This is a genomic window from Allorhizobium sp. Av2, assembly GCF_021462805.2.
Classification (GTDB): Bacteria; Pseudomonadota; Alphaproteobacteria; order Rhizobiales; family Rhizobiaceae; genus Allorhizobium; species Allorhizobium vitis_G.
In genome coordinates, this window is record NZ_CP192697.1 from 729,823 (window position 1) to 742,162 (window position 12,340).

Here is a 12,340-nt window from a genome sequence, read left to right on the forward strand (position 1 = left end):
AATGCTACTGAAGGACGAAGTTGAAATGTTGCGGCGTGTGCCGCTGTTTTCCCAGATTGCTCCAGCCAAGCTGAAGCTGCTAGCTTTTGCTTCCGACCGGATGACCTGTCGCGAAGGGCAGAACCTGTTTCGCCAGGGCGATGTCGGTGACGCAGCCTATGTCGTGCTCTCAGGGACCGCCGATGTCCTGGTCAATTCGGATGCCGGTGAAATCAAGGTCGCGGAAGTCCAGAGCAATTCTATCGTCGGAGAAATCGCCATTCTCTGCGATGTGTCGCGGACGGCAACCGTGCGGGCGGCTTCCCGGCTAGAAGTCTTGAAAATCAGCAAGGAAAATTTCCTGAAACTGATGAGCGATTTTCCCGAAATTTCCTCGGAAATCACCCGGGTTCTGGCTGATCGTCTCAATCACACGACATCCGAACTGTCTGCGGCCCGCAGCCGCGAGCAACAATTGCTGAACTGATACCGAGAGCGGTCATCTCAGCAACCGGCATATTGGATAGCCGGGCTGTCATATATCCTTTACTTGCTTTTCTTCCCATTTCCGCGAAGTTTCGGCATCCATTCGACCTCGTTTTGCCCTGAATCGAGGCTATTGTCCCAAACATCCCGGAATGTGCCATGACCGATTTGAGCGCCCACGACCGTCTCGCGCCTGACAGTTCTCCACGCCTGTTGACCCTTGCCAGCATTGCTCTTGAAGCTGGAGCGCTGGCGCGTCAGTCGCTGCGCCGCCGTTATGCTGACCAGATGGTTCACAAAGGTCCGCGCGATTACCAGACGGACACCGATGTCGCCGTCGAGCGCCGGATCGTTGCCGGTGTCTGCGAGGCCTTTCCGGACCATGCCATCCAGGGTGAGGAGGAGATCGGCAATCGTACAGGTGGCCCAGATGCACCGGTTATCTATATTGATCCCATTGATGGCACCACCAATTTTGCCTGGGGCCTGCCGCATTTCGGCATGACTATCGCCATTGCCGAACAAGGCAAAATCACCTGCGGGGTGGTCTATGACAGTATGCTCGATGAACTGTTCAGCGCTGAAATTGGCAAGGGTGCCTGTCTGAACGGTGAAAAACTACAGTGTGCCGATGTGGCGGATGTCCAGAATGTGCTGGTCGGGGCGGGCCTGCCGGTTCCCGGACAAGTGAAAAGCGTCGATGAGGAACTCTATCACCGCGCACTTCGCCGGTTGATGGACAATACCGCTGGCGTGCGCCGTCTCGGTTCGGCGGCGCTTTCGATTGCCTATGTGGCTTGCGGTCGGCTGGATGGGTTTTTCGAGGATGGCTTGCAGGTTCACGACTATGGCGCCGCTGCCCTGATCCTGACCGAGGCCGGGGGCCTGGTCACAGGCTTTGGCGGAATGCCGGTTGACGCTGGAGGCGGCATTCTCGCCGCCACGCCCGCGTTGCATCCCTGGCTGCTCGCCGGGTTTCAGCCCGCCATGGACCGTTGATTGTCGTAGAGTGCGATCAGCGCTTGCAGTCCGACCGGATCGTCAGTGGTGATCTGGTCGCATTTCAGCGCCAGCAGCCGCAGGACGCGCGGTAGCGATACCTCGTCCGCCCTGTTGATGGTATAGGCATCGATCCGTTTTCCAGCAGCATGGAAGGCGGCGACCATGTTGAAACCGCGATCCTCGGCAAACAGCACCGCCTCGTGGTCGAGATAGATCATCTCGGCGTCGGGGATGGCGGCAACGGCATCATCGATGAACGCAACGAAGTCACCACTTTCCATCAACCGTTCAATGGCGCCGCCATGGCAGGGGTCGTAGCCGAGCGGCAGGCCGGGCAGGGCCTCTGCGAGGCGGGAAACGGCTTTTGCATCACCTGCCGACAGGATAACCCGTTCACGCACCGGCCCGATGGCGGCAACGAAAGCGTCGATGTCCTGCTGCGTCAAGTCGCTGGCTTTTTCCTTCAGGTCCAGTTGCAATACGGCACCTGCACGATGGGAAATGCTGGCCAGAATACGCCCGAGATCATCGATCAGCATAACCCTATGGGCACTTGGCTGTCCGTCATGGTCGCGCAGGAACTGATTGCGCAGTTGGTCCACTGAGGCTGCACGCACCGGGCCTTGGCCAGTGGTGGCTTTGTCCAAAACCTCGTCATGCAGCACGGCTAGGCCGCCAACGGCATGACAGATAAGATCGATTTCGACGCTGGCACCAAGCGCCATGCCCTCGGTGATCCGGTCCGGCGTGAAGGAAATATCGCCCGCCTGCTTATGGCCGCGATGCCATTTCAGCATGGTTCTGAAACCGTCACGCTCAATAAACAAACCGTCAGACATTGGCCAGACTCCTTAATCGCTCGGCGGTCTGGGACACACAGATCACCTTATTGTGGCGAAAAACCCGGAAAGCCCTGACCTGCAATTCGGCGCGGTCGCCTTTTTGCCAGCCGGTTCCCGGATCGGTCATGGCTTTTACCCGTGTGCCATCACCGAGTTGAAGATCGACCATGAGATGGCTGCCAAAGTCGATGGCCCGGCACACGAAGGCCGCGTCCAGCCGGTCGGTGGGCGACAGATGTAGGGCTTCCGGCCGAACCGCCAGCACAGCATCGCCATCCTCTGGATTGCTATCGGCATCAACCGCCAAGGAAAGGTCAATATGGGTGAATGCGCCCCGGCGCATCATGCCGGGAATGAAATTCATCTGGCCGATGAAACCTGCGACAAATTCGGTTTCCGGCTCGCGGTAGACCCGGTCCGGCGGAGCGATCTGCTCGGCGCGCCCAGCCCGCATCACGACGATACGGTCGGCCAATGCCAGGGCTTCGTCCTGTCCATGGGTGACGAACAGGGTGGTAATGCCAAGCCGCTGTTGGATATCGCGCACTTCCTCACGCAGCCGTTCGCGCAAATGCTGATCGAGGCTGGCAAAGGGTTCATCCAGCAGCAGGATTTTCGGCTCCAGCACCAGCGAGCGGGCAAGTGCCACTCTCTGCTGCTGGCCGCCGGAGAGTTGATAGGTCTGGCGCTGGCCGTAATCCTTCAACCCGACCATGGCCAGCGCTGCCTCGACCCGGTCAGCGATTTCGCTCTTCGCCATGCCGCGCAGTTTCAGGCCGAACGCGATATTCTTGAAAACATTCATATGGGTCCAGAGCGCATGGCTTTGAAAGACCATGCCGGTCGGTCGCCGTTCCGGCGGCAGACGGGTCACGTCCTGACCGTCAATGCGGATCACGCCGCTGGTTGGTGCTTCGAAACCGCCGATCATCCGCAGCAATGTTGATTTGCCCGAACCGGAGGGCCCGAGCAGGCAGACCAGCTCGCCATCCTCTACATGCAACGAGAACGCATCGACGGCTGTCGAGCCGGGAAATTGCTTTGAAACGCGGTCAAGGGTCAGTTGGGCCATGGGTGTTCGTTTCTATTCCGGTTACAGGCAATGAGGGTGTATTCAGGCGCCAAAGCCTTTGGCGAATGCGCCTGTGCCGATGGCTCTGCGAGCAAAGATCAGTGCGAGGAAGGAGGGAACCCACAGCATGACTGAGAGCACCGCGCCATATTGCACCACCATCTGATTGTTGATGAAGGAGACCATCAGCACCGGCATGGTGCGGACCTGCGGCGCGCCAATCAACCAGGCACCCTCAGTTTCGTAAAACGTGCTGACGAAGGTCAGGAGCAGGGCGGCAAAGATCGTTGGCGCCGCCTGCGGCAGTGTAATAGACCAGAAAACCCGCAAGGGCCGAGCGCCCGCGTCACGGGCCGCTTCTTCCATCCGCCGGTCTACATTCTGGAAGGCGGCAACCGGTATCCAGATCATCAGCATCAGCGTGCCGACCAGTTGGATCAAGGCGACGCCCCAGAAGGTGCTGATCAGATGCAGCTTTAGGAAAATCGCCGCAATGGCTACCAGCAGACCGAACTTGGGAAAGGCATGCGAGGCGAGAAAAGACAGGAACAGCAGATTGCGGCCTGGAAATTTCATCCGGGCAAAGGCATAGGCTGCCGGAAGGCAGATGACCGCCGACAGCAGCGTTACCGTGGCGGTGAGGCGCAGGCTGAGGAATAGAGCTTCCCAGACATCGGCACGGCCAAGCGTCAGAAACCAGAAGCGCAGGCCGAACTGTTGCGGGATGACCGATGGATAGCGCCAGACCTCGGTAAAGGCCCAGGTGCCGACCACTAACAGCGGCAGGGCGATAAACAGTGTGAGGAGGCCTGCGAAAGCAAGGCCCGTCCAGTCGATCCTGCCTGTTCTCATCGCAGGGGTCTCATCGTGTTCGTTCCTGATTTCTGGCAATCGAATAGACATAGAACGCGCCGAAAAACAGGCAAAAGCCGAAGCTGATCACGGCCTGCGTTGTGGCGTTGAGCGGATCGTTCAGATCAGCAAACGTTCGCTGCATGAAAGGCCCCATCATTTCCGGCGAGGCTGGGCCGAGCAGATAGGGCAGGGTAAAGGCCGAAAATATTCCGAGAATCGCAAAGGAACTGGCAACCAGGAAGGAATTGGCCATGCGCGGCAGGATGATATGGACAAACACCTGCACCGGCCTTGCACCGGCATCGCGCGCCGCCTCGACCGCATTGTTTGAAATGGCGCTGAGGCCCGCCGTCAGCATCAGCACGGTCAAAGGCAAATTGTCCCAGACCAGACCGATCACCGGACCCCAGGGCGTCAGATAGGGCGTTGGTAGTTTCGGCAGGCCTATGGCATGGAGCAGGATATCGACGGTGCCATTTGGGCCGATGGTGCGGATCAGCGCATAGGAGAGGATGATTGACGGCACGAACATCGGAAAGATCGCCAGCGCCTGTACATAAGCGGCCAGCCTGCCGGAGGAAAAGCGCAAATAGAGCGCAATCGGCACGCCGATCAACAGCAGCACCACGCCACAGACGGCGGTGGTCCAGAGGGTGATGCCGAGATTGCGTAGGCTGTAGGTGTCACTGAAGAAGAACCGGTAGGACGCCGTGGAAACGTGCCACCCGCCCTCCGGCGTGGTCACGACAAGCGTGCCGATCACCGCCGAGATGATCGGATAAATGATCAACCAGCCCAAAAGCAGGATAGGAAGGGCGACCAGAAGCAGGCCAGTCAGCCCGCGTCCAGCTTTTGCCTCCCGCCCTTTATCAAGCGGCAGCGAACTGGTCGCGCTCATCAACCCCGCGCCAGGCCTGGTGCGACATTGCGGAACCAGCCGTCATTGACCGCCATTTCCCAATCGCCGCTTGGGAATGTCGGGATTGATGCGGGAATGACATCTGCATATTTTTCGCGCAGGTCCTTGGAAATATAATCCCAGGACACCCCCGGAAAGCCACCAAGCTCGGTGATGATTGCCGACTGGATTTCTTCAGACAGCAGGACATTGGCGAGTTTCAGAGCGGCATCTTTGTTGGCGCCGTTGGAAAAAATCGTCACACGGGCGAAATCGCCGCAAAGCGCCAGATCGGTCAGTTGCACCAGCCGTGTGGTGTCGGGCAATACGCCCTGGGCAATCGACTGCAGCGCCTGATCGGACCAAACAGGCACCATGGTGACGACGCCTTGAGCAAGTAGCTGGATCGATTGCGCATTGCCGGAGGTATAGGCACCCTTTTCATAAAGCGACGGGGCCAGATCGTTGAGGATCTTCCAGCTTGGCGGCAAGGCTTTTTCAGCCGCTTCCGCGGTGTAATTACCAACTGTAAATTTGCTCGGATCGCGGCCATTCGCTTCATGGATGGCACGGCGGACGAAATTGCCGCCTGAACCGCCCTTGTCGGGGCGGTTGTAAATGAACTGGCCGGGATTGGCCTTGATCCAGGAAATCAGCTGTTCCCAGGTTTTCGGCGCATCCTTCGGATCGAGCTTGGTGCTGTCATAGGCCAGAAGAACCTGCGAACCGCGATAGGGCAGCGACTGCGACAGATCGATGGCCATCGGGTTGACGCGGCCAAAATTGGGGACATTCTTCTCGGAAAATGCGACCCAGAGACCTGCATCGATGGAGCCGGTTGGCAGGCGCGGATTGAAGGCTTCAAACAGGTCGGCTTGCGGATCGCTGTTGGATTTCAACGCGGCGAGGGCGCGATCACCAATCGCACGCAGACCGTTATTGTCGCCGGCATCAATCACCTTGATCGTCAGGTCACTGTTGGCCTTCTCGAAGCTTGGGCGAACGATGTTGTTCCAGAAGTCGATGATATTGGCATCGGAGCCGCTGTAGACATTGATTTCCTTGCCCGCAGCAAAGGCAAAATTCGGCATGGCGGCCAGGCCTGCGGTTGCGCAGGAAGCTAGCAGAAAGTCGCGTCTGTTCATCATCGGTCTCCGAAATGGGTCGAGATATAAAACCCCTGACATTTTAGGGCAGCGTTACCGCTGGACCGTGACAGCGACATGAAAGCTGGATGATGCTTTTGTGTCTTTTTGAACAAGGAGCTAGGTTGTCTCCTGCAAAAATTGGCCTTGCAAACGGGAGAGGCTTCTAATCATCTGTTGTTGTGGAGACAAAGCATAAAGAGTGTGCCGATGCCGGAACCGAAAACTGTCAGCACCGCCATTGTCATTCTCGCCGCCGGGCAGGCGCGCCGGATGGGCGGCAGCGCCCATAAGCTTCTGGCTCTCTTTGATGGTGTCCCACTGATCCGTCGCGTGGTGGCGATCAGCCTTGCGAGCCGGGCGGCATCCGTTACGGTTGTCACCGGACATCGTCGGGAGGAGGTCGAGGCTTGTCTTTTAGACTTGCCAGCCGCGATGAGCTTCAATGCCGGATTTGCCGAGGGGATGGCATCCTCGTTGATCACCGGACTAAATTTTCCTGATGTGGCTGGCAAGGATGGCGTCATGGTGGTGCTCGGCGATATGCCGGGACTGACAGCATTGCATCTCGATGCGCTGATCTTAGCATTCGAAAGCGCAGATGGCCGCGCCATCATCCGTGCAGCGTCAGGTGACGTGCCGGGTAATCCGGTTATTTTACCAGAGGCGCTTCGCCCGGCATTGCTCACATTGACGGGCGACAAGGGCGCCAAGGCGATCATCGCTGCCAGCACGTTGCCGGTGATCAACGTTGATATCGGCCCGGCTGCCCTTGTCGATGTCGATACGCCAGACGCCGTTCTGGCGGCTGGCGGAGTGTTGAACGGATAACGTTCGTATTGGCTTACGTATTTGCCGAGTTCAGACTTTCAAGCAGCGCGGCGATATAGCCGTAGCAGAAGGCGAAGGCGACGCCGGTTGGATCGCGGCCGCTGATGGTGGGAACATGATCCGGCATCAGCATATATTGGTAGCCGACTTCGTGATAGATCTTGACCGACCGTACCATGTCCATATCGCCTTCATCGGGAAAGGTTTCCATGAAGGACAGTTTGCCACCACTGATATTACGGAAATGGACGTTGAAGATCTTGCCGCGCGTTCCGAACCAGCGAATGATATCGTCGATTTCATCGCGTGGATTGTCCAGCATTTCACCAATTGATCCCTGGCAGAAATTCAGGCCGTGATACGGGCTTTCGCGCATCTGCACGAATTTCTTCAGTCCCTCCACTGTGCCAAGGACCCGGGTTACACCCTTATAGCCAGGCGGCGTGTAGGGATCGTGCGGATGGCAGGCCAGGCGCACCTTGTTGCTTTCGGCAACCGGCACGACCCGTTCCAGGAAATAATCGATTCGCTCCCAATTTTCATCCTCCGAAAGAACGCCAGCCAGTCCCGGTGCTGCGGCCTGATCGGCCTTGTCCCAGCGGAAGCTTTCATTCATTGAGCCTCCCCGGCCTTTCTCCATCGGAGTGCGGGGAATGCCGATCAGGTTGAGATTGTATTTTGCCGCCGGAACGCCGGCCGCGGCCAGGTTCTCGATCATCTTGCAAACCGCATCGATCTGGCGGTCACGGTCTGGGCCGGCCAACAGGATATCCGGATAGGACGCTCTTTCGATTGGGCTGGAGGGCAAGGGCAATTGCAGCATGTCCAGGATCAGACCAAAGCTCTCGACCTTGTCGCGATGGCGCTCGATATCGGAAAGTGTCCAGCTGCGTGGATCGCCCGGCGGATCGGCGCAGATATGCTTGAGACCCAATTGGGCAAACACCCGATAATCGTCGTCGTCTCGCGCGCCAACCTGCGTTCCTAAATACATGACGCTCCTCCTCATGCAAGTGCTGTTTATCATGACATAATATGAATTTTACAGGGTGTCGAGTTGTTTTGAGGCTTTTTCGCTTGAAGGTCTATTGCACATTATCGCTTTTATCGAAGCTATTATAAGTCGTTGTCCATGAAAATCGTGGTGCGAATATGGTGCAGTAGCCGGCAATCAATCATTTCATACTATGACGCATAGTTGGATATAATATGTATTTGAGATGGTTCCGCATCGTATCGAGCATGCGAATTTGCGCGGCGCGACGGGCCTCATCATAAGCTGTCTGAATCAAATGAGATCCATTGTGGGGTTCTCGGTTGGGGGGTAATTTTCGACGGCGGACTCAATCTCCAAAATGTGCATGGCTGAAAAAGTCAAATGGTGTGGGTTGCTCTTCCATGGCTCAAAGCGCATCCCGCTTTGATGAATGTGGAGGGCTGTGCGAGGGCGTTCGTCGCGGAACTGTTCATTGCATCTTTTGCAAGATGGCGAGGCGGGCTGTTGCGGTTACATCGGAAAAGCGAGTGATGCCCTGGAGCTGAAACCTTTGATATGCATGTCTGTTTTGCACTTGCTAACAATGATGGACGCTGCTGCGAAAAAAACAATTACCTCTGATTGCATTGATCGTTGACAGTCGGTTAAATATTGCTATCCTTCGACTGAATAACAAAGATAGTTTTTGAGAAAACAAATCAAAAAAAATTAGTAACGTAGAATATAAACTGGTTTATGAAATTTTGAGAATAGCTCGTTCCATTCGAATATTTAAAATAAGCAAATTATTTAATTCTTATTGGAGGTAAGTGTGGCATCTGTCGCTATCATTGGTTCCGGTATTTCCGGACTGAGTGCAGCCTATTCGCTTGATAAAGACTTCGACGTTCATGTTTTCGAGCAGGACGACCGGCCTGGTGGGCATGCAAGCACAGTGGTCGTTTCCGATCCATTGGGTGATGTCGGTGTGGATACGGGCTTTATGGTGTTTAATCCGCCCAATTATCCTAAGCTTACCAAGTTTTTTGCTGAGCTGAACGTACCGCTGACCGAGCATTCCGGTGGTTTCAACTTCTTCGATGTTGATGCCGGTACCTATTACGGCACAGAGGAGTTTGAAAAGGATGAGGCTTATGTTCGGGCTAACTATGGGCCGGAATTCATTTCCGTCTGGGAGCAGGCGGATCGCCTGCTGAGGGAAGCGCCTCGCCATATCATGGAGGGCAAGTGTCAGATTCCATTGGAGGAATATCTCCGGACCTATGGTTATACTGACGACTTTATCAACGGTTACATGATCCAGATTTCCTGCTCGTACTGGTCTGTCCCCGTTGAAGTGACATTGAATTCTCCCGCGGTCATGGTCATTGGTATGTTCCTCAATCATGGCAAGGATGGCCTTGGGGGGAAGGGTGTGAAGTGGCTTGCGGTCAAGGGAGGTGCCAAGGGCTATCTTGATATCCTGATTGGCGGCCTCAAGCGTCCACCAAGGTTGAATGCGGCGGTAACGTCCGTGCGTGCTCTTGCAGATGGTGTCGAGGTTCAGACCGGTGGAAGCTGGGAAAAATTCGACTATGCCATTGTTGCGACCCATGCCGACCAGGCTTTGAAATTGCTCGACAATCCAAGTGTGAAGCAGCGCGAAATTCTGGGAACGTTTGAGTACAATCGTTGCAGCACAGTTCTCCATACCGATTCATCCGTGATGCCTGTGCCGCCGCACAGATGGAAGAGCTGGAATTACGGCTGTATGACGGTCGATGGCAAAAGGCGGCCCTATCTCGTCTATCATATGAATTCAATTCAAGGGTTTAAGGCGGAGCAGGACTATTTCGTGTCCTTGGATAGTCCGCTGCCCATCGATCCTGCCAAGGTGATCAAGACCTTCGATTACGAGCATCCGGTCATTACCATCGAAAGCAGCAAAATGCAGGCACGCTTGCCTTCGATCAATGACGATGGTCCGCTGTATTTTGCAGGTTCTTACTTCTCTGTCAGGGATCTCGGGCCGGATTTCGTCGGTTTCCACGAAAGCGGCGTCTATTCCGGTACACAGGCGGCGCGCCTTGTGAAGCGGCATGCCTCAGCTCCAATCGGGAAGACGGCGTAACCTATCGAGGCGAGGCCTTTGCCTTTTTTAATCGAGACAAGATTTGCAGCATAAGGCGCATGCATCATTGGGTGCGCCTTGCTAGAAGTCATGTATCGTCTAATAATTGGTGGAAAGTCATTTCCCTATCATAAGCTATTGGTATTATAACACATTTCTTCCCTTCGCAATATTGCCGTAATGGCATCGATCACCCTGAGCCTGTTTTCAGGAATGGAGAATTGTGCCGTTAAGGTCGCTCGCCTAAGGGCCAAAACAATAGTCACGTTGCGACAGTCGAAAGCCGGCATGTAGCCGGATGTTGCAATCATTTGGGGTTCCGGGTGCTAATTTGCGTCTGGAGATGGTATCGCAGGATGGACCATGTCGGAAGTGCTCCTGTTCATTCATGTTTTTGCCGCAACAATGTTCCTTGGTAATATTGTTGTAACAGCCGTTTGGAAACTGATTGCAGATCGAAGCAATAATCTTGATATACTAAGATATGCAATAAAATTGGTTTTCCTGACCGATTATGTATTTACGTTCGGTGGGGCTGTACTCTTATCTGCGACGGGCGGATATATGGCTCGCAGCTACGGTATGAATTTCCTCGACACGCCGTGGTTGCTGTATGGAGTGGGCTGTTTTCTTTTGTCGGGCCTGTCCTGGATGTTGGGGCTCATCCCCAATCAGATCCGCCAGCGAAGGCTTCTCAACGAGGCATCGGATTTCGATGCGATTGCCAAGCCGTTCCGCGCCTTGGCGAAGCGTTGGTATCTCTGGGGAACCCTCGCCAATCTTTTCGCGATCTGCGCCTTGTTTTTCATGGTCACGCGATGACGTGGCCGATTTTTCAAAATGCATTTCAACGCAACAAAGGGTGACGAATAATGTCTGACGTTCAAACAAAGTTCAGCTACGCAGAAGCCAAGACCTGGCTGGTCGAAAAATTCGCCTACAAGCTCTCTGTGCCAGCATCGGAAATCGATGTGAACAAGATCTTCACCGATTTCGGCCTGGATTCCACCGAGACGCTGGTGCTGGCAGGGGAAATGGAACAGTGGCTCGGCTTCGAATTGCCGCCGACGGCCATGTGGTACCACCCGACCATTGAGAAGCTGGCCAATTATCTTGTCGAGGCCAAGGATCTCTTCGAAAAAGGCGAGCTCTGAATTCCAGAAGCCACAATCCAGCGAGGTATAGTCAGCGAGGTATGGCGAATGGAGATGCCGAAGTCTGCAAGTGAACTTGCCCACCGAGAGAATGCCGGGATGACCGTGGTTTGCGTTCATCCCGGCGGAATGCCAATCCGCAGTTACATGCAGCTTGCGGAGCGAATGACAGGCTATTCCTGGCATCTGGTCGAGCTTTCTCTCAACAAGCGCTACACCTCGGCATTGGGCAAGACCGATCTTCCCGAAGGCATTCTCGGGGAGATCGCCGATGAAGCAATCGCGGATTTGGGAGAGGTCTGGAACACTGAGCGGCTCTGTCTGCTGGGCTGGTCTTTTGGAGGTGTGCTGGCTTGCGAGATGGCAAGCCGGCGGACGGACGGCGCTTGTGGTGCCGTCCTGCTCGACAGCATCGCACCACGCTTATTCAATGGCGTGATGGATGGGACGCAAACAGAGCGGTTGATAAAGCTCAGCCGTTCACAAGTGGTCAGGGTTCGTTGGTTCACGGACTATATGCGGGCGCTGAAGCGGGTTGCCTGGGAAGTGGCAGGCAGCGATGCCCATCGCCTGGCGGAAGACGATCTAATCGAGCTGATGCGTCTCCAGTTGATTGCCAATGGCGGCCTGCCGGAAACCACCAGCTTCGTCGGGTTCTCCAAGGTTTACCGGGAGTTTTCGAAAGGAATGAACCGTAACATCGCGGTTATCCTTGCTCACAAGCCGCAATCCTACGGGTTTCCCGTGCATCTGGTTCGGTCGGATTACCCATTATACGAAATATTTCATCTGCATGAAGACATGGGGTGGGGGCAGTTGGCGCCCAATCTCACAGTCTCGAATCTGCCGCTGGGCCATTACGAAATGTTGCTGGAGCAGCAGGCCCTGGATCACATTTCAACACATATTGAAAATATATCGCACCGTTTGATTTGAAATATATTGACGAAAACCTTTTGGAAGGGGCCG

At 55.4% G+C, this 12,340-nt stretch carries 13 protein-coding genes; 7 read left to right on the forward strand and 6 right to left on the reverse strand.

The window, feature by feature from the left end; translation table 11 throughout:
* Position 1 precedes the first annotated feature (1 nt).
* A complete protein-coding gene (locus FS819_RS21115; RefSeq protein ID WP_012653944.1) occupies positions 2-466 on the forward strand; it encodes a cyclic nucleotide-binding domain-containing protein in 465 nt (154 codons plus the stop codon).
* Positions 467-624: 158 nt separating this feature from the next.
* Positions 625-1,464, forward strand: coding sequence for an inositol monophosphatase family protein (locus FS819_RS21120; RefSeq protein ID WP_156547516.1), 840 nt, complete (start codon positions 625-627; stop codon positions 1,462-1,464).
* Here the strand turns inward: FS819_RS21120 and FS819_RS21125 are convergent.
* From FS819_RS21125 to FS819_RS21145, 5 genes are read right to left on the reverse strand one after another with little or no spacing between them, the layout of a single operon-like run.
* Positions 1,443-2,306: a glycerophosphodiester phosphodiesterase gene (locus FS819_RS21125; protein ID WP_156547517.1), complete on the reverse strand. Its 864-nt coding sequence runs from the start codon at positions 2,304-2,306 to the stop codon at positions 1,443-1,445. The two genes, FS819_RS21120 and FS819_RS21125, sit on opposite strands and share 22 nt — an antisense overlap.
* Positions 2,299-3,381 (reverse strand): ABC transporter ATP-binding protein, encoded by a 1,083-nt coding sequence (locus FS819_RS21130; protein ID WP_156547518.1) that lies wholly within the window; start codon positions 3,379-3,381, stop codon positions 2,299-2,301. The genes FS819_RS21125 and FS819_RS21130 overlap by 8 nt, the downstream gene beginning before the upstream one ends.
* A gap of 42 nt (positions 3,382-3,423) precedes the next feature.
* Complete coding sequence (locus FS819_RS21135) at positions 3,424-4,233, reverse strand: ABC transporter permease (RefSeq protein WP_070147625.1); 810 nt, start codon at positions 4,231-4,233, stop codon at positions 3,424-3,426.
* A gap of 10 nt (positions 4,234-4,243) precedes the next feature.
* On the reverse strand, positions 4,244-5,134 hold the full coding sequence (locus FS819_RS21140) for an ABC transporter permease (RefSeq protein WP_156547519.1): 891 nt from the start codon (positions 5,132-5,134) through the stop codon (positions 4,244-4,246).
* Entirely contained in the window at positions 5,134-6,279 is a 1,146-nt protein-coding gene (locus FS819_RS21145) for an extracellular solute-binding protein (protein ID WP_156547520.1), read from the reverse strand. The genes FS819_RS21140 and FS819_RS21145 overlap by 1 nt, the downstream gene beginning before the upstream one ends.
* Positions 6,280-6,489: 210 nt before the next feature.
* On the opposite strand from FS819_RS21145, the gene FS819_RS21150 reads away from it, so the two are divergent.
* Positions 6,490-7,110, forward strand: a complete 621-nt coding sequence (locus tag FS819_RS21150; RefSeq protein ID WP_156547521.1) for a nucleotidyltransferase family protein — start codon at positions 6,490-6,492, stop codon at positions 7,108-7,110.
* Positions 7,111-7,123: 13 nt separating this feature from the next.
* Here FS819_RS21150 and FS819_RS21155 read toward each other — a convergent pair whose 3' ends face one another.
* A complete protein-coding gene (locus FS819_RS21155; RefSeq protein ID WP_156547522.1) occupies positions 7,124-8,104 on the reverse strand; it encodes a mannonate dehydratase in 981 nt (326 codons plus the stop codon).
* 814 nt (positions 8,105-8,918) lie between these two features.
* Between FS819_RS21155 and FS819_RS21160 the strand changes: the two genes are divergently transcribed.
* The 4 genes from FS819_RS21160 (at position 8,919) to FS819_RS21175 (ending at position 12,307) form a co-directional block, all read left to right on the forward strand.
* Complete coding sequence (locus FS819_RS21160; protein ID WP_197434022.1) at positions 8,919-10,217, forward strand: NAD(P)/FAD-dependent oxidoreductase; 1,299 nt, start codon at positions 8,919-8,921, stop codon at positions 10,215-10,217.
* A gap of 363 nt (positions 10,218-10,580) precedes the next feature.
* The gene (locus tag FS819_RS21165; RefSeq protein ID WP_156547524.1) at positions 10,581-11,039 is read left to right on the forward strand and encodes a DUF2269 family protein; all 459 of its coding nucleotides are present in this window, start codon (positions 10,581-10,583) and stop codon (positions 11,037-11,039) included.
* A gap of 50 nt (positions 11,040-11,089) precedes the next feature.
* Positions 11,090-11,371 (forward strand): acyl carrier protein, encoded by a 282-nt coding sequence (locus tag FS819_RS21170; RefSeq protein WP_012653955.1) that lies wholly within the window; start codon positions 11,090-11,092, stop codon positions 11,369-11,371.
* A 54-nt stretch (positions 11,372-11,425) separates the two neighbouring features.
* Positions 11,426-12,307 (forward strand): thioesterase domain-containing protein, encoded by an 882-nt coding sequence (locus tag FS819_RS21175; protein ID WP_197434021.1) that lies wholly within the window; start codon positions 11,426-11,428, stop codon positions 12,305-12,307.
* Positions 12,308-12,340: the final 33 nt, after the last annotated feature.